The organism is uncultured Alloprevotella sp. (assembly GCF_963536905.1).
Lineage (GTDB): Bacteria > Bacteroidota > Bacteroidia > Bacteroidales > Bacteroidaceae > Alloprevotella.
In genome coordinates, this window is record NZ_CAUTBW010000002.1 from 23,309 (window position 1) to 49,065 (window position 25,757).

General features: G+C 51.7%; 22 protein-coding genes and 1 tRNA gene. 13 read left to right on the forward strand and 10 right to left on the reverse strand.

All coding sequences use genetic code 11. The features are described from left to right. Positions 1-44: 44 nt before the first annotated feature. From ABLA33_RS00460 to sufB, 7 genes are all read left to right on the forward strand, one after another. Entirely contained in the window at positions 45-2,276 is a 2,232-nt protein-coding gene (locus ABLA33_RS00460) for an anaerobic ribonucleoside triphosphate reductase (protein WP_347718804.1), read from the forward strand. 13 nt (positions 2,277-2,289) lie between these two features. Then, the gene (gene nrdG / locus ABLA33_RS00465; RefSeq protein ID WP_347718805.1) at positions 2,290-2,784 is read left to right on the forward strand and encodes an anaerobic ribonucleoside-triphosphate reductase activating protein; all 495 of its coding nucleotides are present in this window, start codon (positions 2,290-2,292) and stop codon (positions 2,782-2,784) included. Positions 2,785-3,065: 281 nt separating this feature from the next. After that, positions 3,066-3,533, forward strand: a complete 468-nt coding sequence (gene rimP, locus ABLA33_RS00470; RefSeq protein ID WP_347718806.1) for a ribosome assembly cofactor RimP — start codon at positions 3,066-3,068, stop codon at positions 3,531-3,533. 240 nt (positions 3,534-3,773) lie between these two features. Then, positions 3,774-5,036: a transcription termination factor NusA gene (gene nusA / locus ABLA33_RS00475; protein ID WP_347718807.1), complete on the forward strand. Its 1,263-nt coding sequence runs from the start codon at positions 3,774-3,776 to the stop codon at positions 5,034-5,036. A gap of 203 nt (positions 5,037-5,239) precedes the next feature. After that, a complete protein-coding gene (gene infB / locus ABLA33_RS00480; RefSeq protein WP_347718808.1) occupies positions 5,240-8,071 on the forward strand; it encodes a translation initiation factor IF-2 in 2,832 nt (943 codons plus the stop codon). 172 nt (positions 8,072-8,243) lie between these two features. After that, a complete protein-coding gene (locus ABLA33_RS00485; protein ID WP_347718809.1) occupies positions 8,244-8,843 on the forward strand; it encodes a CvpA family protein in 600 nt (199 codons plus the stop codon). A 23-nt stretch (positions 8,844-8,866) separates the two neighbouring features. Further along, a complete protein-coding gene (sufB, locus tag ABLA33_RS00490; RefSeq protein WP_347718810.1) occupies positions 8,867-10,309 on the forward strand; it encodes a Fe-S cluster assembly protein SufB in 1,443 nt (480 codons plus the stop codon). A gap of 369 nt (positions 10,310-10,678) precedes the next feature. On the opposite strand, the gene ABLA33_RS00495 is transcribed toward sufB, so the two are convergent. The 10 genes from ABLA33_RS00495 to surE form a co-directional block, all read right to left on the reverse strand. Beyond that, complete coding sequence (locus ABLA33_RS00495) at positions 10,679-11,263, reverse strand: isochorismatase family protein (RefSeq protein ID WP_347718811.1); 585 nt, start codon at positions 11,261-11,263, stop codon at positions 10,679-10,681. A gap of 135 nt (positions 11,264-11,398) precedes the next feature. Beyond that, positions 11,399-11,887: a 3'-5' exonuclease gene (locus ABLA33_RS00500; protein WP_347718812.1), complete on the reverse strand. Its 489-nt coding sequence runs from the start codon at positions 11,885-11,887 to the stop codon at positions 11,399-11,401. Positions 11,888-11,900: 13 nt separating this feature from the next. Further along, complete coding sequence (locus ABLA33_RS00505) at positions 11,901-12,278, reverse strand: hypothetical protein (protein ID WP_315091210.1); 378 nt, start codon at positions 12,276-12,278, stop codon at positions 11,901-11,903. 146 nt (positions 12,279-12,424) lie between these two features. Continuing rightward, a tRNA-Leu gene (locus ABLA33_RS00510) sits at positions 12,425-12,509 on the reverse strand. Between the two features lie 210 nt (positions 12,510-12,719). Then, positions 12,720-13,355: a hypothetical protein gene (locus ABLA33_RS00515; RefSeq protein ID WP_347718813.1), complete on the reverse strand. Its 636-nt coding sequence runs from the start codon at positions 13,353-13,355 to the stop codon at positions 12,720-12,722. Between the two features lie 372 nt (positions 13,356-13,727). Beyond that, entirely contained in the window at positions 13,728-14,291 is a 564-nt protein-coding gene (locus ABLA33_RS00520; protein ID WP_347718814.1) for a hypothetical protein, read from the reverse strand. After that, the gene (locus ABLA33_RS00525) at positions 14,288-14,758 is read right to left on the reverse strand and encodes a hypothetical protein (protein WP_347718815.1); all 471 of its coding nucleotides are present in this window, start codon (positions 14,756-14,758) and stop codon (positions 14,288-14,290) included. The genes ABLA33_RS00520 and ABLA33_RS00525 overlap by 4 nt, the downstream gene beginning before the upstream one ends. Positions 14,759-14,963: 205 nt before the next feature. Beyond that, a complete protein-coding gene (gene pyrE / locus ABLA33_RS00530) occupies positions 14,964-15,599 on the reverse strand; it encodes an orotate phosphoribosyltransferase (protein WP_183696242.1) in 636 nt (211 codons plus the stop codon). Between the two features lie 162 nt (positions 15,600-15,761). Further along, complete coding sequence (gene lpxB / locus ABLA33_RS00535; protein WP_311489741.1) at positions 15,762-16,910, reverse strand: lipid-A-disaccharide synthase; 1,149 nt, start codon at positions 16,908-16,910, stop codon at positions 15,762-15,764. Between the two features lie 66 nt (positions 16,911-16,976). Beyond that, positions 16,977-17,744: a 5'/3'-nucleotidase SurE gene (gene surE, locus ABLA33_RS00540; RefSeq protein WP_347718816.1), complete on the reverse strand. Its 768-nt coding sequence runs from the start codon at positions 17,742-17,744 to the stop codon at positions 16,977-16,979. A gap of 150 nt (positions 17,745-17,894) precedes the next feature. On the opposite strand from surE, the gene ABLA33_RS00545 reads away from it, so the two are divergent. From ABLA33_RS00545 to ABLA33_RS00570, 6 genes are all read left to right on the forward strand, one after another. Further along, positions 17,895-18,674: an AAA family ATPase gene (locus tag ABLA33_RS00545; RefSeq protein WP_315091197.1), complete on the forward strand. Its 780-nt coding sequence runs from the start codon at positions 17,895-17,897 to the stop codon at positions 18,672-18,674. A 77-nt stretch (positions 18,675-18,751) separates the two neighbouring features. Further along, the gene (locus ABLA33_RS00550) at positions 18,752-19,648 is read left to right on the forward strand and encodes a ParB/RepB/Spo0J family partition protein (RefSeq protein ID WP_347718817.1); all 897 of its coding nucleotides are present in this window, start codon (positions 18,752-18,754) and stop codon (positions 19,646-19,648) included. Between the two features lie 193 nt (positions 19,649-19,841). Beyond that, complete coding sequence (locus ABLA33_RS00555; RefSeq protein WP_347718853.1) at positions 19,842-20,480, forward strand: DUF5683 domain-containing protein; 639 nt, start codon at positions 19,842-19,844, stop codon at positions 20,478-20,480. A gap of 68 nt (positions 20,481-20,548) precedes the next feature. Continuing rightward, on the forward strand, positions 20,549-22,012 hold the full coding sequence (locus ABLA33_RS00560; RefSeq protein ID WP_347718818.1) for a transglycosylase SLT domain-containing protein: 1,464 nt from the start codon (positions 20,549-20,551) through the stop codon (positions 22,010-22,012). Positions 22,013-22,067: 55 nt separating this feature from the next. Continuing rightward, entirely contained in the window at positions 22,068-24,332 is a 2,265-nt protein-coding gene (locus ABLA33_RS00565) for a RelA/SpoT family protein (protein WP_347718854.1), read from the forward strand. A 3-nt stretch (positions 24,333-24,335) separates the two neighbouring features. Next, the gene (locus ABLA33_RS00570) at positions 24,336-25,751 is read left to right on the forward strand and encodes an alkaline phosphatase (protein ID WP_347718819.1); all 1,416 of its coding nucleotides are present in this window, start codon (positions 24,336-24,338) and stop codon (positions 25,749-25,751) included. Positions 25,752-25,757 lie beyond the last annotated feature (6 nt).

Consider the following 25,757-nt stretch of genomic DNA (forward strand, 5'->3'; position numbering starts at 1 on the left):
TTTGCTTTGAGGCAATAATTAACCTACTAAAACAGCAGAGAGAAATGATACAAACTGTGGTGAAACGCGACGGACGCATCGTCGGTTTCAACGAACAAAAAATCCAGGCAGCCATCAGAAAGGCGATGCTACACACAGACAAGGGTGAGGATGAAAGCCTCATCAACCTCGTTACGGACCATGTAAACTTCCGCGGCAAGAGCCAAATGACCGTAGAAGATATTCAAGACTCCGTTGAGAAGGAGCTGATGAAGAGTAAGCGCAAGGACGTGGCGCAGAAGTATATCGCCTATCGCAACCAGCGCAGCATAGCGCGCAAGGCAAAGACGCGCGACATCTTTATGAGTATTGTCAACGCCAAGAACAACGACATCACGCGCGAAAACGCCAATATGAACGCCGACACACCGGCCGGAATGATGATGAAGTTTGCTTCGGAAACAACCAAACCTTTCGTGGACGACTACCTCCTAAGCGAAGAAAGCCAGGAAGCTGTGCGCAACAACGTGCTCCATATTCACGACAAGGACTACTACCCCACAAAGAGTTTGACCTGTGTGCAGCATCCGCTCGACATCATTTTGCAGCACGGCTTCACAGCAGGTCACGGCAGCAGTCGTCCAGCGAAGCGCATTGAGACTGCAGCTGTGTTGGCTTGCATCTCCTTAGAGACTTGCCAAAACGAGATGCACGGCGGTCAGGCTATCCCAGCTTTCGATTTCTATCTGGCCCCCTATGTGCGCTCCACTTATCAGGAAGAGCTGAAGAATCTGGAAGCACTGACGGGCGAGTCACTCTCTGCTCTGTATGATGCTCCCGTTGATGATTATGAGCTGCGCCCCCTCGAAGGTTTGCAGGGCGAGGCGCGCCTGCGTCAGCACGCAGTGAACAAGACAGTAAACCGTGTTCACCAGGCCATGGAGGCTTTCATTCATAATATGAATACCATCCATTCGCGCGGTGGTAACCAGGTAGTGTTCTCCAGCATCAACTACGGTACGGATACAAGTGCGGAAGGTCGCTGCGTTATGCGCGAAATCCTCAAGAGTACTTACGAAGGCGTGGGCAATGGTGAGACGGCCATCTTCCCCATTCAGATTTGGAAGAAGAAACGCGGTGTCAATTATTTGCCCGAAGATCCCAACTACGACCTTTATCAGTTGGCTTGCAAGGTGACGGCGCGCCGTTTCTTTCCTAATTTCCTCAATCTCGATGCCACTTTCAACCAGCACTCCTCTTGGCGTGCCGACGATCCCGAACGCTACCGCTGGGAGGTGGCCACTATGGGCTGCCGCACACGTGTGTTCGAAAATCGTTTCGGACCAAAGACCAGCGTGGCGCGAGGCAATCTGAGTTTCTCCACGATCAATATCGTTCGTATGGCCATCGAATGTATGGGCATCAACAATAAGGAAGAGCGTATCAACGCTTTCTTCTCCAAGTTGGACAATATGCTTGAGGTGACAGCACGCCAACTCGACGAGCGTTTGCAGTTCCAGAAAACAGCCATGGCAAAGCAGTTCCCGCTGCTCATGAAGTATCTCTGGATTGATGCAGACCACCTCAAGCCCGAGGATTCTATCGAAAGTGTCATCAACCAAGGCACGCTCGGCATCGGCTTTATCGGACTGGCGGAATGCCTCAAGGCGCTTATCGGTCAGCACCACGGCGAGAGCGAAGAAGCCCAGCAGTTGGGACTTCGCATAGTGACCTATATGCGCGACCGTGCCAACGAATTTAGCGAGCGTTATCAGCACAACTATTCCGTCCTGGCCACGCCGGCAGAGGGCTTGAGCGGCAAATTCACCAAGCGCGACCGCAAAGAATTTGGCCTGATCGAGGGCGTGACGGATCGTGACTACTACACGAACTCTAACCACGTGCCGGTTTACTACAAGTGCTCGGCACTCCACAAGGCCCAGGTGGAAGCTCCTTACCACGACTTGACGCGCGGTGGCCATATCTTCTATGTCGAAATAGACGGCGATGCTACGCACAACCCGCAGGTGATCATGAGCGTAGTGGACATGATGGACCGCTACAATATGGGCTACGGCTCTGTGAATCACAACCGCAATCGCTGCATGGACTGTGGTTACGAGAATGCGGAGGCCAATCTGGAAACCTGTCCTAAGTGTGGCAGCCATCATGTGGACCGCTTGCAGCGCATCACGGGCTACCTCGTGGGCACAACCGACCGCTGGAATTCTGGAAAACTCGCCGAACTGCACGACCGCGTGACCCACGTGGACACGCCTGCCGACGGCAAAAACTAACCCTCACGGCGCAATGATTTCCCTACTTCAGATAGTGCACGACACAATGGTGGACGGTCCGGGCTTCCGCACCTCCATCTATTGTGCTGGTTGTGAGAATCAGTGTCCTGGTTGCCACAATCCGCAATCCTGGGACATCCACCGCGGCACGCCGACGACGACGGAGCAAATCATGGCCGAGATAGAGAGCGATCCTTTCGCTAATGTCACATTCACCGGCGGCGACCCGATGTTTCAGCCCAAAGGTTTTAGCGAATTGGCCGCAGCCATCCGCAGCCGTACTGATAAGACCATTTGGTGCTACACGGGCTACACCTTCGAGCAGCTCATTCGCAACGAGGCCCAACTCGCGCTCCTGCGCCTTTTGGATGTCCTCGTGGACGGCCGATATGTTGAGGCCCTTCGCGATACCGACCTCCCGTTTCGCGGAAGTAGCAACCAGCGCATTCTGGATGTGAAAAAATCCCTGGAGAAAGGCGAAGCCGTGCCTTATTCTCTCGGTCTCTGACTGGTCGGACCAGTCTGACCAGTCGGACTCGTCCGATTTATCCCATAAGGCTGTCAGCTGATACAATAAGGAAGTCAGCTGGCAGCCTTATTGCGTCAGCCAATACAATAAGGCTACCGACGCACCGCTTTTGAGTGGGTCGGGACTTGCTTTTTGCCAGAAAAAACACTTTTTTTGCGAAAAATTTGCAGACTATATTATAAATGTGTAATTTTGCGGTGTCGTAGTGAGGGACTTAGCAAAAGTTCCTCACTTCTTTTTAAGGACAACAACCCTATTACATGATAGACAAAAAGTTAGTAAAATCGCTGGTTGACGAATGGTTGGACGGTAAGGACTACTTTCTGACCGACCTCACTGTCAGTACTGACGATCGTATTGTGGTAGAAATTGACCACCAGGACGGCGTATGGATTGAAGACTGTGTAGAGCTGAGCAAATTTATCGAAGCTCATCTCGATCGCGAGGAAGCGGATTTCGAACTGGAAGTGGGCAGTGCCGGCATCGGTCAGCCTTTCAAGGTGCTCCGACAGTATGAAATTCATGAAGGCGACCGCGTGGAAGTGCTGACGCGTGAAGGAAAAAAACTTTCCGGCCTACTCAAGGAAGTGACCCCCGAACACTGCGTGCTCACGGTTCAGGAGAAAAAGAAACTGGAAGGCGAGAAGCGCCCCAAGATGATGGATGTGGACTATACATTCCCATACTCCGACATCAAGGAGACCCGCCTCCTGATCGATTTCAAGTAGACTAACAGGTCCCCAAGCGGCTTGTTAGTCTCTTGGTATCAAGAGGAGCAGTTCTCTCAAGAGCTCCAGTCCTCTCAATAGGACCTCCGACAAGTCGGACAAATCGGACCAGTCGGACCAGTCTGAGAACCAGTCCTCTCAATAGGACCTCCGACCCGTCGGACCCGTCCGACCAGTCTGAGCCCACCAAGAAAAGACTCCCCCTCTCTCTCTCTCAGAAAAAACAAAACAAAACAATATATGGCAACTAAGAAAGTTGAGACAATCAGTCTCATCGACACATTCTCTGAATTCAAGGAGACGAAAAATATCGACCGCACGACACTCGTAAGCGTTCTCGAAGAGAGCTTCCGCAATGTCATTGCCAAGATTTTCGGTTCCGATGAAAACTTCGACGTGATTGTCAACCCCGACAAAGGCGACTGCGAAATCTATCGTAATCGCGAAGTCGTGGCCGACGGCGAAGTGACCGACGACAACAAACAGATTGCGCTCAGCGCAGCCCACGAAATCGATGAAGATTACGAAGTGGGAGAAGAAGTGAGTGAGCCCATCGAGTTTGCTAAGTTTGGCCGCCGCGCCATCCTGACGCTCCGCCAGACGCTGGCGAGCAAAGTGCTCGAACTCGAACACGACGCGCTCTACAACAAATACAAGGATCGCGTGGGCGAGATTATCTCTGCCGAAGTCTATCAGACTTGGAAGAACGAGACGCTCCTCGTTGACGATGAGAACAACGAACTGCTGCTACCCAAGAGCCAGCAGATTCCCCGCGACTTCTTCCATAAGGGAGACACCGTGCGCGCCGTCATCGACCGCGTGGACAATGCCAACGGAAACCCGAAAATCTTCTTGAGCCGTACCAGTCCTGCATTCTTGCAGCGTCTGCTCGAGGCCGAAATCCCCGAGATTGCCGACGGCCTTATCAGTCTGCGCCGCATTGCCCGCATCCCGGGCGAACGCGCAAAGATTGCCGCTGAGAGCTACGATGACCGCATCGACCCCGTTGGCGCGTGTGTCGGCGTGAAGGGTAGTCGCATCCACGGTATCGTGCGCGAACTTCACAACGAGAATATCGACGTGATCAACTACACCACGAACACCGCCCTCTTTATCCAGCGTGCACTCAGTCCTGCACAAGTCAATCGCATCATCCTGGACGAGGTAAACAAGAAAGCAGAGGTCTATCTCAATCCCGAAGAGGTGAGCCTGGCCATCGGTAAGGGCGGTATGAACATCAAGTTGGCTTCCATGCTGACAGAATACACCATCGACGTCTTCCGCGAGTCGGACAGCAACGAACCCGAGGAGGACGATATCTACCTCGACGAGTTCAATGACGAAATAGAGCAGTGGGTCATCGACTCTATCAAGGGTATCGGTCTGCGCACAGCTAAGGACGTGCTCAATGCTCCTCGCGAAATGCTCATCGAAAAGGCCGACTTGGAGGAAGAGACCGTCGACGACGTGCTCCGCGTCCTTCGCGCCGAGTTCGAAGAATAACGAGCGTGAGACCGTCAAAAAATGTGCTGATGTAAGGTTCGGCAAACGAACCCAATGTGCTGATGTGGTAAGGGCCTGCGGGCTTGTTCGGAACAAAGGCATAAACACATTACTAAGCATCGGCACAGCACAAAAACAAATCATCAATAGCAGCACATTAGCACATCTCGCGGCAAAGCCGCACCTCATTTTAACAAACAAGCATGGCTATCAGATTAAATAAAGTTATCAAAGAATTCAACGTCGGAATGCAAACCGTCGTCGACTTTCTGGAAAAGAAAGGTCACAAGCTCGAGGAAGTAAACCCCAATACGAAGCTGACGGACGAACAGTACTCCTTGGTGAAAAAGGAGTTTCAAACCGATGAGCACCTCCGCAACGAAGCTGAAAAACTGCGCCAAACTCGACAAGAAGAGAAGCGACAAGAACAGCGCAAAAAGGAGAAAGCCAAGGAAGAACGCAAGAAGGCGGTAGAAATCAAGACCGAAATCCCACAGGTAGGGCCGAAAGTCGTAGGAAAGATTGACCTCGAACCGAAAGCCGCTACACCTGCCGAACAGCCCAAGAAAGAAGCTCCCAAGGCCGAGAAGCCTGCCGAGGAGAAAAAGCCTGAGGCTGCTCCAGCTCCTAAGGCCGAAAAACCACAGCCCAAAGCAGAACAACCCGAGAAGAAACCTGCTGAGGCTCCTGCAACTCCTGCTCCCAAAGCTGAGGCGAAAGCCGAACCACAGAAGAAGCAGAAAGCCAGCGTGGAAGAACGTGCCCGCGAAATAGGCCAAGTGAAGGACGGCGTATTCGAACTCAAATCAACGCCCGAACTACAAGGCCCGAAGGTGCTCGGCACTATCGACCTGGCAGCTATCAATGCCTCCACGCGTCCCAAGAAGAAAACAAAGGAAGAACGCCGCAAGGAGCGCGAAAACAAGCAGCAAAACGCTAACGGAGAAAAGAAAAAACGCAACCGCATCAGTGGTGGACAGCGCGTGGATATTAACGCGGCTGCCAATCAGCAAGGTGGCGGTGGAAACCGTAATCGCAACAACAATAACAACGCTAAGAACAACGGCAACAACCAGGGTGGCGGCAAGAAGAACAATCGCCGCGGTAAAGCTCCGGTGAAGCAAGAAGTTAGCGACGAAGATGTAGCAAAGCAGGTACGCGATACGCTCGCACGCCTCACTAATAAGTCCAAGACGAACAAAGGCGCAAAATACCGCAAGGAGAAACGCGAACAAGTGCGTGCCCAGGAAGAAGAGCTACGTCGGGAAGAAAAAGCAGAGAGCAAGGTGCTCAAGCTCACCGAGTTTGTGACAGCCAACGAGCTCGCAACGATGATGGATGTTCCCGTAACGAAAGTCATCGCTACGTGTATGAACATCGGTATGATGGTCAGCATCAACCAGCGTCTCGAAGCAGAGACCATCGATATTGTAGCCGAGGAATTTGGCTACAAGACCGAATACATCAGTGCAGAGGTGCAGGATGCTGTGGCCGAGGTGGAAGATGCTGAAGAAGATCTCAAGCCCCGCGCACCTATTGTTACGGTGATGGGTCACGTAGACCACGGTAAGACATCATTGCTCGACTACATCCGCAACGCCAACGTTATTGCCGGTGAGGCAGGTGGTATCACGCAGCACGTCGGAGCCTACAACGTGACGCTCGATAGCGGCCGAAACATCACCTTCTTGGATACGCCGGGTCACGAAGCCTTCACGGCCATGCGTGCCCGCGGTGCACAGGTCACCGACATTGCTATCATCATCATTGCAGCCGATGACGACATCATGCCGCAAACGAAAGAGGCCATCAACCACGCTATGGCGGCCAATGTGCCTATCGTTTTCGCCATCAACAAAATCGACAAGCCTGCTGCAAATCCCGATAAGATCAAGGAAAGCCTGGCAGCGATGAACTTCCTCGTGGAAGAATGGGGCGGTAAGTACCAAAGTCAGGACATCAGTGCCAAGAAGGGCATCGGCGTTAAGGAATTGCTCGAGAAAGTACTCCTCGAAGCCGATATGCTTGAACTCAAGGCCAACCCGAACCGCAACGCCATGGGTACGATTATCGAATCCACCCTCGACAAGGGCCGCGGCTACACTGCCACAGTCCTCGTGAGCAACGGAACGCTCCGTCAGGGCGACATCGTACTGGCCGGAACGAGCTTCGGCCGCGTGAAAGCGCTCTTCAATGAGCGCGGAGGGCGCATCCAGGAGGTGGCCCCCGCTATGGCCGCTACGCTCCTCGGTTTCAATGGCGCACCGCAGGCCGGCGACCAGTTCCACGTGATGTCCTCTGAACAAGAAGCGCGCGAGATTGCATCTAAGCGCGAACAGCTCCAGCGTGAGCAGGACCTCCGTACGCAGAAGATGCTGACGCTCGATGAAATCGGCCGCCGCCTCAAGCAGGGCGACTACCAAGAGCTCAATATCATCGTCAAGGGCGACGTGGACGGTTCTGTCGAAGCACTCTCCGACTCGTTTATCAAGCTCAGCACGCCGACCATTCAGGTCAATGTTATCCACAAGAGCGTGGGACAGATCAGCGAGAACGATGTGACGCTGGCGGCAGCCTCAGAAGCTGTCATCGTAGGCTTCCAGGTTCGTCCGAGTCAGGCAGCCCGCAAGTTGGCCGATAAGGAAGGTGTCGAAATTCGTCAATACTCCGTCATCTACGACGCTATCGACGATGTGCGCCAGGCTATGGAAGGTATGTTGAAGCCGATTGTCAAAGAACAGGTTACTTCTACCATCGACGTGCGCCAGGTTTACCACATCTCCAAGGTGGGTACTGTGGCCGGTGCTTATGTCTCCGACGGTAAGGTGAAGCGCACCGATAAGGCCCGCCTCATTCGCGACGGTATCGTAGTGTTCACCGGCGCCATCAACGCCTTGAAACGCTTCAAGGACGATGTGAAGGAAGTGAGCACGAACTTCGAGTGCGGTATCAGCCTTGCCAACTGCAACGACATCAAGGAGGGCGATATCATCGAGACCTACGAAGAAATCGAAATCAAGCAGAAACTGAAGTAAACAGCACGCGGACTGCTGACTTGCCGCAATCCCTTCTCCGCGAGGTGGGAGCGGCCGGCCAACACTCCAAAGGCACAGTTTTTGATATACTGACGGATGAAAGGTTGGAAAGGATTCTCTCCCAATCCTTTCATCCGTTTTTTCTACACATATAATATATATAGGAACAAGAATGTTGGACATTTTCTTACTTATAGTCCTTTTGTGGGCCATCTACGACGGCTGGCACGACGGTTTTGTGAAGCAGCTCGCCAGTGCCGTCGGATTCTTGCTCGGCCTGTTTGTGGCCGCCACGTTCTACTCCACGTTGGGCGAATACCTCACAGTCGACGGTAGTCAGACCAACATGATGACCAGCGTCGTGGCTTTCTTCATCCTTTGGATCATCGTGCCCATCGCCCTCGGCTTTGTGGCAAAAGTCGTGACAAAGGCACTCAAAGGCATGTGCCTCGGGCTTCCCAACAGCCTTCTCGGCGTGGGCGTCAGCGTAGTGAAATATCTCATTCTCCTTAGCTGCGTCCTCAACGTGATGGGAGGTCTCCGCATCCTCGACGAGAGCAAGACATCAACATCCTACCTCTATGCTCCCTGCAAAGGCTTCCTCGGCTGGGCGTTCGACCATGCTTCTACGGAGGCATCCTCATCGACCGTCGATTCCGATAGTCTGCGCGCTCAGCAAACGGCAGGCGACACAGTTTGGGTGGATGTTAGCCACAAGCAAAAGCCCACTCATCGAAAGAAAACTACCAGCGATAAGCCGAAGAAGCATTAACGCTGGTCGAAAACTCAATCATTATGGCAGAACAAAATGAATTCGTCCGCAGTGTAGCCGAGAAAAAATACGAATACGGCTTCACCACGGACGTTAAGACTGATATCATCGATAGCGGCCTCAATGAAGAGGTCATCCGCGAAATATCCCGCCGAAAGGAGGAACCGGAGTGGATGCTCAACTTCCGCCTGAAGGCCTATCGCTACTGGCTCACACTCAAGCAACCCACTTGGGGACACGTCAACCTCCCAGAGATCGACTACCAAGCCATTTCTTACTACGCCGACCCGACAAAGAAAAAACCGAACGGCAAGACGGAAATCGACCCCGAACTGATGCGCACGTTCGACAAGTTGGGCATTCCTCTCGAAGAACGTATGGCATTGAGCGGCGTGGCCGTAGATGCTGTGATGGACTCCGTTTCCGTCAAAACCACCTTCAAGGAACGCCTCTCAGAGAAAGGCGTTATCTTCAGCAGTATCTCTGAGGCCATTCGTGAAAATCCCGAACTCGTCCGCAAATATCTCGGCTCTGTTGTGCCCTATCGCGACAACTTCTTTGCCGCCCTCAACAGTGCTGTTTTCTCTGATGGTTCTTTCGTCTACATTCCCAAAGGCGTGCGTTGCCCGATGGAACTCTCCACTTATTTCCGCATCAACGCCCGCAACACAGGACAGTTTGAGCGCACGCTCATCGTATGTGATGACGGCGGCTATGTCAGCTATCTGGAGGGATGTACCGCTCCGATGCGCGACGAAAACCAGCTCCATGCTGCCATCGTTGAGATAGTGGTCAATAAAGACGCGGAAGTGAAATATTCCACCGTCCAAAACTGGTATCCGGGCGATGCCGAGGGCAAGGGAGGCGTTTACAACCTCGTCACAAAGCGCGGACAGCTCCGCGGAGAGAATTCAAAACTCTCTTGGACGCAGGTGGAGACTGGTTCGGCCATCACGTGGAAATATCCCTCCTGCATCTTGATGGGCGACAACAGCCAAGCAGAATTTTACAGCGTGGCCGTGACCAACAACTACCAGGAGGCCGACACCGGCACAAAGATGGTGCACCTCGGACGCAACACGCGCTCCACCATCGTTTCCAAAGGAATCTCCGCAGGCCATAGCCAGAACTCTTATCGCGGCCTCGTGAAATGCGGGCCTCATGCTGAAGGTGCGCGCAACTATAGTTCGTGCGATTCACTCCTGCTGGGCGATAAATGCGGTGCGCACACGTTCCCCTACATCGACGTTCACCACAACAACGCCATTGTGGAGCACGAAGCCACGACCTCCAAAATCAGTGAGGAACAGCTCTTCTATTGCAACCAACGCGGCATCCCCACCGAAAACGCCGTCGACCTCATCGTCAATGGCTATGCCAAGGATGTCATCAATAAGCTCCCGATGGAGTTTGCCGTTGAGGCCCAGAAACTCCTTAGTGTGAGTCTCGAAGGCAGCGTGGGGTAGTGAGGGAGTGCTCTGCTCCCTGCTTTCTTCTGCCCACGAAAGGGATTTTTTTAGCCCACGAATAGACACGAAGAAGGCGAAGGGACACGAATTTTTTCTTATTGTGCGAGCGGATACAATAAAGGCGTCAGCTGACGGAATAAGGCTGTCAGCTGACGCAATAAAGATATTTTCGAAGGGATTTTTTAGCCCACGAAAGGGAACGAATAAGGCGAAAAAACACGAAATCTATATCTTTTAGCTTATTAAGCTCTCGGACAAGTCGGACAACTCTGACCAGTCCGAAAACCACTACCTAAGCTAAGTAATAAGAAAAAAATTCGTGCTTCTTCGCCTTATTCGTGTCCATTCGTGGACTAAAAACTTTCCTCAGCAGTACTCCAAGTTCTCTTGGCGTACATAGTCGTCCAGGCGCTTACCGCCGTCGATGGAAGCAATACCTTGGGCAAAGACGCGGACAGAGAAATTGCGCTTCACGAGGTTTTTCAGCGTTTCCAACACACAGTAGTCGCCCGCCACGCCGCAAATGGCCATGGGCCTGTTGGTCGTAATCACCTCGTCGGTCATAGTGGCCAGGCGGTATTTGCCATGGGCGAGTTCCAAGATATATTGAAAAGCCCCATACTCTTCGGTTTCCTTCACCTCCCCTTTGCGTATCACCTGAAAAGGTATGTCGCGCTCCAAGCAGGCTTGCACGAGGCGTGGGTCGATCTGCGCGCCTTGTGAGAAACGTATGCAATGGGGCGGCCACGGCCCACCTTGCGGAGCAAACGAATCGTCTTTGGCTTGGTGCCAATCAACGGTGAAAATCACTTCCGCGATGTTGTCCGTCGTTGAAATAAAGTGGAGGATATTTTCCACCGCTGTTTCCGCCCCTTTCACATAGAGCGTGCCCGCGGGATGGCAGAAATCGTATTGGCAGTCCACGACCACCAGTGTGATAGGTTCTTCCATTTCTGATTATGTAAGGATTTTTTTCGCCTGCAAATATAGTGGGATATATTCACTTAAACGTCCCAAGGGCTTAAAGTAATGTATAAAAAAAGACGACAAAGGATGTCGTCGTACAAAGTAAAGGAGTAGAATATCTCAAAGTATCTCCCGCGCGATGGCAGCACAGGCTTCGGCATCGGCCAAGGCATGGTGGTGGTTTTGCAGGTCGTAGCCACAGCGAGCTGCGATGAGGTCGAGGGTGTGAGAGCCTTCGGGCCACACTTGTCGGGAGCGCGCGAGGGTGCAATAGAAAGGATAGTCGGGGTAGTCCATCTGATAGCAGCGGAACACGGCTTTCAGGCAACTTTCGTCGAAGGCTTTGTTGTGCGCCACGAGGGGCAAGCCCTCTATGCGGGGCGCAATCTCGGCCCATACCTCGGGGAAGAGTGGCGCGCTCTGCGTGTCGATGGCTGTGAGACCATGCACCTGTGTGCAGAAATAGTTATAAACTTCGGGTTCGGGCTTGATGAGCGAATAGAACTGGTCCACCTTAACGCCATTCCTATAAATGACAACGCCCACGCTACACACGCTGGTGCGCTGGTTGTTGGCCGTTTCGAAATCAATAGCTGCGAAGTTTTCCATACGGCTGTTGTCATTATTCTTCCGTTTTCTGTCCGTCCTCCCAGGCCTGCCATTCGCGCATAGCCTCTTGCCAGTCGGTGGCTTCTCCCGTGTCCACAGCATCCTGCATTTGCTCGGACTCTCTTTGTGCCTTGTCGCGCGCACGTTTCGCCTTCATCGCCTCGATGGTAGCATCGTCGAGCACCTGGATTGCCCCGCGGTCGATGGTAGCCTGCAAATCCTCCTCGCCAAAAGCCTTGCCCGGCTCGTTGAAGTCGGAGATATTAAATTCGTAGTCCACACGCAACTGATGGCGTATGAGCTTCTGCTGATAGCGGTTGCCAGCATTCTTTCTGCGCAACAGCTTACTGATAGCCTTTATTTCCTTTGCTGAAAATTTGTTTCTTCCCATAATCGTTGAATTCCATGTTTGGAGCGTTGAGCAGCCCTATCGGAGGGACGAAGGCAAGGCACTTACCGAAAGTTCTGAGCCACCATTCTGCCAACAAATACTAAAAAGTCCCAACCGCCCCACACGAGGTGATTGGGAACTTTCCGTGCCCGAAGCGGGACTCGAACCCGCACAGCCATTACTGACCAAGGGATTTTAAGTCCCTCGTGTCTACCATTCCACCATTCGGGCAGAACTGGGTGCAAAGATAAGCTATGATTCGGAAACTGACAAATTTTCGGGAGGTAAATTGAGATAACCGTATCTTTATATGATAAATAAGAGGAAAAGGAGTTCTCTTTACGCTGTTGTTTGAAAATTATCAGAAAAAAGAAAGTAGCCCACTGTTTCGTTGTGGCTACTTTCCTCTTTTATATCAGCTCAATGAATGAAAAAGTACATTCATTGATTGCTCCTTGTCTTTAAGGTTGTTCCATTTTGTAGTTCAATGGTGACTTCTACGGGTGGAAGCACAAGAGCAGGATTTGCTGTATAATAGAAATGTAAGAAAGAATCATCCCACATCTTTTCTAACACTTGATTTGCTGATAACTTTAGAATCTGCTCTTGATTCGTACGAAAAAACTTTCTGTCATAATGGTGCTTAAAATAGTCATTGAGTGGAACGCTTTTCACTGTCAGTACATCATTGAGCGAACTACCAGCAGGATGTGCTGCGTCCATATTGTCAAGTGCTACGACATTGATACTGCGAATGGGTGTTCCCAATGCTTCATGTCGGAAGGGTGCTGTCCCCTTATTGTATGCCGTATCACCATTAACTTTTGCAATCTGAAGAAAACCGGGATCATACGTACCGGCGAAATGAGTCAGAATAACCCCCTTAAAGCGTACTTTCAAACCTTCAGGCGTACCCTTTACAGTCTCAGCAGGTTCTACAACCATGGTGTTGGGTAGCACGTATAAATTAACATAATGCTTACTCTCAGTGTAATCATCCAAATTGACAGAGTCTTTGCAGCCATTGAATAGCACCATCCCTAAAGGAAGTACAATTAAAAGAAATATCTTTTTCATAATGTAAGGATTTAGATAAAGAATTATATATTCATAAACTTCGAGTGTTAAGATGAACTTTCATTATTGAAAACTTATGGACTTATACATAACTCAAAAAACTCTGTATATTGTTAACTTGGTTTTTGCAAAAATAGATATTATATATGTATATTACAAATATATAATACTTTTTTTTGTTTGTAATTTCAGAAAAAAGAGAATATACAATTAAAAAGCCTTATTTAATAGCAAAATGTATATTCTCTTCTAAGCTTCTATTTAGCTAAAGCTTTTGTTTTTTTAGAAGTATAAGTGATAAAAAGATACCTGCAACAAGTTGTATCCTCTTATCTATAAGGGGAATGAGCCTTTATTGATTGTTATGCTTTGTCAGTTGGTGATGACCATCGCATTATTGCCGTATTGGATGTGGTATTGATAGAGTTTTTTATCCTTTTCGCTCTGTGCATTTTCCACCACGGCGCCTTCGTTGGCAAGGCTGTAGATGCGTCGACACCTACTGCAATGGACGAGTGTGGCATCCTGCGTAGAGAATTCTAAGGAACGTTGGATGAAAGAAGAAGTGTAGCAATTGGGGCATACGAGGTCGTAGGCCACCAGTCCTTTGCCAGAGAGCGTTGCCGTGGGAAGCTGACCCACGATAAAGCCGGCGATAAACTGCGGCATACCGTAGGATTTGTCAACTGCCGAGAGATTCTGGCGCGACCGCTCGCCCGCGGTGTTCATATAGTCCACATAACTCATACTTCCCGAGAAGCGGATGGTGCAGAACACACCGCTGTTGGGAGCTAAGGCGTGCATCAGAGCCGGAGCTCCTGCCACGTTGGCACAACGATAGAAGGCACGCACGCGAGCATACTCCGGCGTGGACGAACACGCCGAGAGTAAAAAGAGGACCGCAAGCGTCACCGCCCAACTCCAATGGCGCATCATGGCAGTACGCTCAAGATGTTGGCCAACCCATCGGCAGCCTGCTGGAGAGGTTTTGCCACCATGCCTTTCATGAACATATTGACTTCCGCCCCTACGGTGACGCGAAGTTTGCTGGAGTAAGCATCCGTTGGGAGCATCTGAATCCAGATTGTCAAGGGGATGGGGCTGCCTTCGCTCCCCATCTTGACGAGTTTGGGCTCTTCTCGCTCCACCACGCGGAAGGTGATTTTTCCTACAGGCGTTGTGAGTAAGATGGTGTCTTCTGTAAATTCTACGTTCTGAAACTGCTGGCGAGCCTGCTCCAACTTGTCGGCGGGCAACTCTGCCGCCATGCGCTCTTGTACGGCGGGATCGGAGAGACGCTCTTTGATGCCCTCCAGATTGCGTAGGTTGCTGAAACGTTCGTATAGTTGCTGCTGCGGCTGTGCCACATTTTTCACTTCGCTTTCATATTTGCTTAATCCCATATTCTTATTGTGTTTGTTGGGCGGCAAAGATAATAAAAAGATACGAGGAATAAGGAAACGGACACAATAAGCCCCTTCCGCCACTCCATAAGAGCGTGCGGAAGGGGCTATATGATGATAAAGAATTACTCACTCGTCGGTCGAGCCTACCCCGCGGGAGGGGCGGACATCTCAATGTTTCCCGACGAAAGAATAAGGCGACGGCTTATTTCTTGCCCCAGTTGGCGGGGTCTTTGCGCCAATCGTGGAGCAAGGGAACTTGCTGCTCGCTGATATATCCTGTTTGGAGAGCCGTTTCCACCACTGCTTCGTAGTTGGTCAGCGTGGTGAGTTCGACATTAGCCTCCTCGAACGCCTTGCGAGCCACCTCGAAACCGTAGGTATAACTGGCCACCATGCCGAGCACCTCGCAACCGTGGTCGCGCAAAGCCTGCACAGCCTTCAAACTACTGCCGCCCGTGGAAATCAAGTCCTCCACTACGACAACTTTAGCACCAGGAGCCACTTGTCCCTCAATGAGGTTCTGCATTCCATGATCTTTGGGTTTTGAACGGACATAGCTGAAGGGGAGTCCCAGTTCGTCGGCCACAAGAGCACCTTGCGCGATAGCCCCCGTAGCCACGCCAGCCACAGCCTCAGCTTCAGGATAAGTTTCGAGGATGAGGCGACACAATTCGAGTTTCACGAAAGAGCGCACGTCAGGGAAGGCGAGCACTTTGCGGTTGTCACAATAGAACGGAGAGAGCCAGCCGCTGGCCCAAGTGAAGGGAGCTTCGGGTTGCAGTTTGATAGCTTCAACTTGAAGCAGTTTTTGAGCAAAAAGATGTGCGAGTTTTTGCATAACGGATAGTGTTATTAGTGATGTTGCGGCAAAGTTACACAATTTTTCTTAGGAGAGCAGAAAATCAGCCAGCGGTGGCGATTCTCTTTTGCGGTCTCTCCACCGAAGAGGAGCAGTCGGACGAGTTGGGAGAAACTTTTCAGAGAAGACAGATGAGGCGGACTATTGGGCGTTTCTCTTTTCTCTCAGCGCCTTGACCATGTCCTGAGCAGCGTGTTCGGGAGCGCCGGGTTGCCCGAGAATCTTGGCCATTCGCTCATAGCCCTGCAACTGTGCTTCGCGGCAACTGCCGTTGGGGAGAATAGACTCCAGTTGGCAGCGAACATTCCCAACGTTCATTTCATCGGCCACGAGTTCGGGCACAATCTCTTCGCCGCCCACCAGATTGACCAAAGAGACGAAAGGAACTTTCAAAAAGAGGCGGCGCAGCAGGCGGAAGAGCGGCCCCAAAGTGATGTAGTAGCACACCACTTGTGGAACGCGGAACAGAGCCGTTTCGAGCGTGGCGGTCCCAGAGGTGACGAGAGCCGCCGTTGAGCGCGACAGCAACGCATAAGTCTGATTCTCCACCAGTTTCACTCTGCTGCGCTCCACGCCCGACGCACTGATGATGCGCTCATAGAAATCGAGCGGCAAAGCCGGAGCAACGGCAATCTCAGCCAGCATATCGCGCTCCGCAAGTACGGGAGCGGCCGCCAAGAGCATACGCGAGAGATTGTCCGCCACCTCTTGTCGCCTGCTGCCAGGCAACAAAGCGAGGGTGCGTCCGTTGGGAGTGGGTTGTCCGTGCTGACGGACAAAAGCATCCACCTCATCCATGGTGGGATTGCCTACATAAGTGATGGGATAGTTGTGTTTCCGTTTGAAATAGTCTACCTCAAACGGCAGGATAGAATAAAGGCGGTCGATGTCGCGCCGGATATTTTTGATACGCCGCTCCTTCCAAGCCCAGATTTTAGGGGAGATATAATAGAACACAGGGCAGATTTGCTCCGCGTGAACAAAGCGCGCGATGGAGAGATTAAAGCCCGGATAGTCCACCAGTATGACCACATCCGGTCGATAAGCTCTGATCTGCTCTTTGCACTGCCGCATCCCGCGCAGGATAGTGCGAGCGTGGAGCAATACAGGAATAAAACCCATATAAGCCAAGTCTTCGTAGTGGCGCAAGCATCCCGGCGCAACGGCCTGCATATTGTTTCCACCATAATATTGGAACTCGGCTTCGGGATCTTCAGCCTGCAGAGCTTTCATCAAATGGGCCGCGTGTAAATCTCCGCTGGCCTCACCAGCAATTAGGAAGTAGCGCATAAGGGATTGCTTGTTTTCTCGGACAGGTCCGACGGGTCCGACTGGTCCGACCCGTCCGAGGGAAAATTAAAACAGACTTTTTAGCATCGGCATCAGGCGTGTGGCCGTATTGTCGAGCGTTGTCGGCGTAATAGCTACATAGCCGTGGGAGAGCGCCCAGCGGTCAGTGTCGGTCGCATTAGGCTCTAATTCTTGGCAGTCGCCTACGAGCCAATACCAGTTGCCACTACGCCCAGCATTGTCTAAATCTTTGATATCTTTTTCCCAACGGCTTCGCGCCATCCGACAGATGCGAACACCCTCAAATTTAGCGCGTTTGGGGAAGTTCACGTTCAAGCAAGTGAATTCTGGCAGACCCGCCATGAGAGCCTTCATCGTGATGTCGATCAGATAAGGGCGCAAAGGCGTGAAATCAGCTTTCGCACTCATGTCACAAAGCGAGAAAGCCACAGCAGGGAGGCCCTGCATGGCAGCTTCCTGCACCACGCCCATAGTGCCTGAATAATGAGCATTTACACTGGAATTGTCACCATGATTTATACCACCTATAACGAGATCTGGGCGGCGTTCGATGTAGCGATTAAGGGCAAGTTTGACACAGTCCGTTGGCGTGCCAGAACAAGCATAAACCGTTAGGCCTGGTTCCTTGCGAATGAGGACGGCATGAATGGGGTGGGCTGACGTGATGGCGGTGCTGAATCCCGACCGCGGGCCGTCGGGAGCTACCACTAACAAATCGGCCACGGACTTGAGCGTGTCGATCAAAAAGTTAATGCCACCAGCTTGGTAGCCATCATCGTTGGAGATAAGAATATAGGGTCTATTTTCTGTCATAAAAAAAGAAACAAATCCCGTAAGCGAACCGACGGGCGAAAGGTTATCGTTCCACAAAAAAACGTTGCAAAAATACTAAAAAAGGCTATTATCCATGAGTGTTCCACGATTATTTGTTATTTTTGCGACCTAAATAACGAATTGGAACCCATGGGAAAAATCATCGCAATAGCGAACCAAAAAGGCGGTGTTGGAAAGACCACCTCTTCGATGAATCTGGCTGCCTCTCTGGCAACGCTCGAAAAGAAAGTTCTCCTCATCGACGCTGACCCGCAAGCCAACGCCTCTTCCGGATTAGGTGTTAACCTCAACGAGATTGACACGTCTATCTACGAGTGTATTGTGAATCGCGGCGACATACGCGAAGCCATTTACACAACCGAAATTGAGGGTCTGGATGTGGTTCCTTCCCATATCAATTTGGTAGGGGCTGAAGTGGAGATGCTCAACTTCAAAAAACGCGAGTACATTATCTCCGAGCTTCTCAAACCCGTCAAAGACCTCTACGATTATATTCTCATCGATTGTAGTCCTTCGTTAGGACTGATCACGGTCAACAGTCTTACGGCTGCGGACTCTGTCATCATTCCCGTACAGTGCGAATACTTTGCCTTGGAGGGAATCAGCAAATTGCTGAACACAATCCGCATCATCAAGAAGAAGCTCAATCCCAGATTGGAGATAGAGGGTTTCCTCCTAACGATGTACGACAGTCGCCTGCGTTTGGCCAACCAGATCTACGACGAAGTGAAGCGCCACTTCCAGGAACTGGTATTCAAGACCGTTATTCAGCGCAACGTGAAGCTCTCCGAAGCGCCCAGCCATGGTTTGCCCGCCATTCTCTACGATGCGGAATCCACAGGCTCAAAGAACCATTTGTCGCTGGCCCGCGAACTCATAGAGCGAGAGAAACAAACGAGCGAGAAGTAAAGCATCCTCAGAGAAAGGCTTATCGGAGTGGTTCGCTTCTTTAGGTCCGTCCGAGAATAGAACAAAAGAAAAAAACAATGCCAGTACACAAGAAATTCCCCGCATTGGGTCGAGGCCTCGACGCCTTGATTGATACGGCCGACGAAATACACACCAGCGGCAGTTCGTCTATCAACGAAATCCCCGTTGACAGAATTGTCCCCAACCCCAACCAGCCCCGCCATGAGTTTGACGAAGAAGCGCTGGAGGAGTTGGCAGAAAGCATCCGCCAGTTGGGCATCGTCCAGCCCATCACACTGCGACAGATGGACGACGAGAGCTATGAGATTATTGCCGGTGAGCGACGTTGGCGCGCCTCAAAGTTGGCAGGTCTCACAACAATTCCCGCCTACGTCCGCACCGCCAACGATGAAAATATGATGCAAATGGCGCTGGTGGAGAATATCCAGCGCGAAGACCTCAACGCCATTGAGGTGGCGTTGGCTTACCAAAAGCTCATTGAGCAGTACCACCTCACGCAGGAGGAACTGAGCGAGAAAGTGGGTAAGAGGCGGGCCACGGTGGCCAACGCCTTGCGTCTCCTCAAACTTCCCGCCCCTGTGCAGCTGGCTCTGCGCAACAAATCCATCGACCAAGGCCATGCCCGCGCCATTCTCGGTGCGCAAGAGCCCAGCGTGATGCTGAGACTTTTCAAAGAAGTGCAGGAACGGGGCTACAGCGTTCGACAAGTGGAGGAAATGGTAAAGGCCCTCAACGCTGGCGAGACTGTGAAGAGCGGTCGGCACCAGTTGAGCAACCGCAAGAACCGCTTGCCTGAAGAATACAACGAACTAAAAGGTCGGCTCAGCGACTTCTTCCAAACCAAGGTGCAGATGACTTGTTCACAGCAAGGCAAAGGCAAAATCACTATCAACTTCGGCAACGAAGAAGAATTGGAGAAAATCATCGCTATGTTCGACAAGATGAGAAGTTAGGCCTTTGGCCACTCCTACAACAATGACGAAAACGCTATCGCAATACATCCTCATTATTTTGGTCGCCGCTTTCCTTGCACCTGCGAAGGGAGCGGCGCAAGCACGTCTTATTGTGGACGACTCCACAAAGGTCTCGTCCGTGAAAGCTATCAGCAAAAAAGCCAAGAAGCAGCAGAAAGCCATTGAGACAGAAATGCTGAAGGGCGAAACCATAGAGATGCTGACCGACACGGTCAAGAAGGCACAAGAGGGGAAGCTGCCAGCCGACACGGCGCGCCTGCGAAAGATGGCGGAAAGCGTTACGAAGGAGAATCTCAAAAAGGCCGCCAACGCTGCCTTTGTTCCCGATCCTAAGCGCGCCCTCTGGTTGGCACTTGTGTGCCCAGGTGCGGGACAGATCTATAATCGCAAATACTGGAAACTGCCTATCTTCTACGGTGGTTTCTTGGGTTGTACTTACGCCCTCATGTGGAACCAGCAGATGTACCGCGACTATTCGCAAGCCTATCTGGACATTATGGACGACGACCCAAACACAAAGTCGTATCTGAATATGCTTCCTCCCAACTACGATATCACAGGGAAGGAAGAACGCTTCAAAACCATCTTCAAAAACCGCAAAAACCGCTATCGCCGTTATCGCGACATGAGTATCTTTGCCTTCGTGGGCGTTTACGCCTTGAGCGTGATCGATGCCTATGTAGATGCTCAGCTCTCTGTGTTCGATATTTCGCCCGACTTGAGTATGCAGCTCCAGCCGGCCGTTATCCAGCAGTCGACACCTCTGATTCGCCAAACTTCCTACGGCATCGGTTGTAGTTTTAATTTCTAACCCCAACGAACATCTTTACGTTGGGACACAGCCCCCTTAGCATTGTGGGGCACACGCTAAAGAACAGTATGAACAAAATCAACAAGATATTTCTCACATTGGCTCTGACGGTTCTTCCCGCAGGCCTCGCAGCACAAAGCGAAATCACAGTTCACGACTCCATTACCAACCGTGATGAAGTCTTCGACATACCCGAAGGTATGAATAGCAACGAGAGTGTCCAACTTCAGAAATGGTTGGCCAAAAAGTATCTCTACGTTGACACTACCGCAACCACCTCAAACTATAATGTGACATACGCTCCGGAGGTGTACCGCGAGCGATTGCAACGCTTACCCAACAAGATGGAGATGCCCTACAATCCAATCGTGCAGAAGTTCATCGACCGCTACACAGAGGAGTTGCGCAACAAGGTGAGCTATATGCTCGGTGCAGGCAACTATTACATCCCCATCTTCGAGGCAGCACTCGATGCCTACGGCCTACCGCTCGAACTGAAATATCTGCCCGTTGTTGAATCAGGTCTCGACCCAACGGCCATCAGCCGTGCTGGAGCCGCCGGCCTCTGGCAGTTTATGATCACTACAGCCCGCCGCTACGATCTGAAGATAAACAGTCTCGTTGATGAGCGCATGGACCCCTACAAAGCCAGTTGGGCTGCCGCCAAGTATCTCAAAGACCTCTATAATATTTATGGCGATTGGAATCTCGTCCTCGCGGCCTACAATGCAGGGCCTCAGCAAGTGAGCAAAGCCATTCGCCGAACGGGCGGAGAACGCGACTATTGGAAAATCTATCGCTACCTGCCCAATGAAACACGCGGCTATGTGCCCGCATTCATAGCTGCTAACTATGTGATGAACTACTATTGCGACCACAACATCGCACCGATGAAAAGTCGCTATCCGATACTGACGGACACGGTGCTCGTTGACCGCACGCTCCACATGCAGCAGGTGGCCGAACTTTGCAAAGTAGACATCGAAGTTGTTCGCGCACTCAATCCGCAGTACAAAACAGATATTATTCCGGGACTTTCAGCGCTCTCCTCGCTCACCTTACCTCAGGACGCCACAGAAAGGTTTATCGACTTGCGCGATAGTGTCTACAACTACCGCGCGGATGAACTCTTGACGCAGCGTGCCGAAGTGGAAGTGGACGAAACAGAGGCACCGCGCACCACACACAGTCGCTCCAGTCGTGCAGACCGACAGGAGACAACGTCCTCCAGCAACCGCGAGAGCAGAGCGGAGGCACGCCGCCATACGCGCAGTACGCGCCACAGCCAGACTGATGAGCGCGACGACAATCGCAGCAACAGCAAGAGCGACAAGCGTAAAGGACGCCACAGCAAGACGGCAGATACCAAGAGAACAAAGAAAGCAGAGAAAAACTCCTCTACAACGGTCAAGAAAGGCGACACACTCTCCGATATCGCTAAGCGCAACAACACCACAGTAGAGAAGCTCAAGAAAAAGAACAAGATCTCTGGTTCGAAAATCAAACCCGGACAAAAACTCAAAGTGAAATAAGCAACGGCACAACCACTTCGAGCCATTTCTCCACCCCCTTAATTTCACAATCATGATGACCGACACGACGAAAAAACTTACACCTCAGGAGTTGAAAGATGAGGAAATGATCAGTGCAGCCTTCCAAAAGTTGCTCGATACCTATCTGGCCACCAACCACCGCAAGAAAGTGGATGTCATCACCAAGGCTTTCAATTTTGCCAAGCAGGCCCACAAAGGTGTGCGCCGACGTTCGGGAGAGCCATACATACTCCATCCCATCGCCGTTGCGCAAATAGCCTGCGAAGAGATAGGCTTAGGCTCCACTTCGATCTGTGCTGCCCTGCTCCACGATGTGGAAGAGGACACCGATTATACTAATGAGGACCTCTCCAACCTCTTTGGCCCGAAAGTGGCCAATATCGTGGAGGGACTCACCAAAATTTCTGGGGGCATCTTCGGCGACCGCGCTTCGCTACAAGCCGAAACCTTCAAGAAGCTCCTGCTCACGATGAGCGACGACATACGCGTCATCCTCATCAAGATCAGTGACCGCCTCCACAATATGCGCACCCTTTCGTCCATGCTGCCCTCAAAGCAGTATAAAATTGCGGGCGAAACGCTCTATATCTATGCCCCGTTGGCCGACCGCTTAGGTCTCAACAAAATCAAGACAGAGCTGGAGGACCTGAGTTTCCGTTATGAACACCCGGAGGAGTATAAAATGATTGAGGATATGCTGGCATCCACACAGGCCGATCGCACTTCAATCTTCGACAACTTTGTGCCGCCCATCCGCGAACTGCTCGACGGCATGGGCTTCAAGTATCAGATTCAGCAGCGCATAAAGACGCCTTACTCCATCTGGAACAAGATGCAGAACAAGCACGTGGCGTTCAACGAAATCTACGATATTCTGGCCATTCGCATTGTCTACGTTCCGCTCGATCGCAAGAAAGAAATCGACGAGTGCTTCAGCATCTATGCGGGCCTAACGAAAATCTATCGTCCCCATCCTACGCGCTTCCGCGACTGGCTCTCATCGCCCAAGGCCAATGGCTATCAAGCGCTCCACAACACGTTTATGTCGGCCCAAGGTAAATGGATTGAAGTGCAAATCCGTTCCGACCGCATGAACGATATTGCCGAGCAGGGCTTTGCGGCACATTGGAAATACAAAGATAAGGATGCCGACTACGACGAGAATGAACTCGACAAATGGCTCGACTCCATCAAAGAAATCCTCGACGACCCGCAGCCCGACACGCTTGATCTGCTCGACACCATCAAGCTCAACCTCTTCTCTAAAGAAATCCTCGTCTTCACGCCGAAAGGTGAAATCAAGACCATGCCCAACAACGCCACGGCTCTCGACTTCGCTTTCCATATCCACTCCTTCCTTGGCACCCACTGCTTTGCGGTGAAGGTCAACCATAAGCTCGTGCCGCTGAGCTACCGCCTCAAGAGCGGCGACCAAGTGGAGATTCTCACCTCTCGCGAGCAACAAGTGAAGCCCGAATGGCTCAATTTTGCCACTACGGCTAAGGCGCGCGGAAAGATTCAAGCCATCTTGCGTCGTGAGAACCGCGAGAAGATGCGCATCGGTGAGGAACGCCTTGCTGCTTTCTTTAAGGAGCAAGATATTGAAGCCACAAGTACCAATATCGACATCCTGCGCCGTTTCCACAAATTGGCCGACCGCGATGAATTGGCACTGGCATTAGGGGCCGACAAAATTGAGCTGGGACAGCCCGATGTGGATGCCATCACTGGGAAAGTACGCAAAACGGGCTGGCGACGCTATGTGCCGTTCATTGGACCTAAGAAGCAAGCGGAGGTCAACTCCACGGATGTGGAGGACTTTGTGCGCGGCCTCAATCGCAAGCAAACGCTTGTACTCAATGAGGACACATTGCAGAAATGTACCATAGCGCCGTGTTGCCACCCTATTTCCGGCGACGATGTCTTAGGCTATATCACGCCCCAGAATACGCTCGAAATCCACAAACGCAGTTGTCCCACGGCTGCAAAACTCAAAACGCGCTATGGCAATAATATCATCGCGCTCAAGTGGGATACCCACAAAACTCTCTATTTCCCCGTCTGTATCCATGTTAAAGGTGTTGACGACCACGGCGTGCTCTATGCCATTGCCGATGTACTCCACAACAGTGAGCAGAACCTTATAATCAAAAACATCACCCTCGACACCAACGATGGTATCTTCGACGGAACAATCGAATTCCTCCTCCACGACACTGACGACGTGAAGCGTATCTGCGATACCCTTCTCCGTCTCCCCTACATTGAGAGTGCCTACCGCGAGGATAAAAAAGACTAACAAATGACTCCCAAACGTTTTCTCTCCACATTATGCCTGACTGTGCTTGCCCTTGTGGCAATGGCGCAGCCCAGGGCTAAGTATGTATTCTATTTCATTGGCGATGGCATGGGCGTTAATCAAGTCAATGCCGCCGAAACCTTCCTGGCTGCCCGCGAGGGACGCATCGGAATGAAACCGCTCTGCTTCACGCAGTTCCCTTATCTGGGGCTCGTCTCCACTTATTCTGCCTCCAGCGGTGTTACCGACTCGGCCGCAGCGGGCACGGCCTTAGCTTCGGGTGTTAAGACAAAGAATGCCGCTGTCGGAGTGCTGCCCGACCTCACCACGCCTGTCAACAGTGTGGCTTGGCACGCGCAGCAACACGGGGCAGCTGTGGGCATCTCCACTTCAGTGGGGGTCAACCACGCCACGCCGGCCGTTTTCTACGCTCATGTGCCTGAGCGTCATGCTTACCATGAAATCGGACGCCAGCTCACCCTCTCTGGTTTCGACTTCTTCGCGGGTTCCGACATCTTGAAACATCAATCGGAGAACGGTGATAAGGACCTCTATCAGCAGGCTGCCGACAATGGGTATAAAATTGTGCGCGGCTACAATGAGTTTCTCCAACAGGCCAACCGACAGAAGAAGCTGATTCTCCTTCAGCCGCTCCGCGACAGTAAGCAGAACGATTACGCCATCCCTTATAAGCTCGATCGCAAACCAGAAAATCTCTCGCTGGAGCAAATCACGCAGGCGGGCATCCGTTTTCTCACCGAACGCCAAAAGGAACGCAATGGCTTTTTCCTGATGATTGAGGGCGGCATGATTGATATGGCCTGCCACTCTAATGATGGTGCCGGATTCATCCATGAACTCATCGACATGGACAGCTGTGTTCAGATTGCTTACGAGTTCTACAAGAAAAAGCCCGACTCTACGCTCATCGTTGTCACCGCCGACCACGAAACAGGTGGTTTGTCCCTCGGCAGAGGAAAATATGCCCTCCACCTCGAAAAGCTCCTCCACCAGAAAACAACCTTCTTTGCCTATCCGCGCCACCTGGCTGCTTTGCGCCGCGAAAAGGGCAGCGCGTTCAGTTGGGATGTGGTGCGCCAGGATCTGAAAGAAAACTTTGGTTTCTGGGAGGGCCTCGAACTAACGAAAGCACAAACCGAACGCCTCCACAAGGCCTACGAACAACTCGTCGATGACTCATCGGAGAACAAGAAGAGTCTCTACAACTCCGTAGACCCCGTGTCTTACACCGCGAGCCAAATCATGGACGAACACAGTCTCATTGGCTGGCAGAGTAACGGCCATTCCAATGGCTTCGTGGGAGTCTACGCCATCGGGGTGGGCGCAGAGCAATTTGCTGGACAAATCGACAACACCGAGATTCCCCGCAAAATTATGCGCGCCGCAGGCTGGGAATAGAAATAT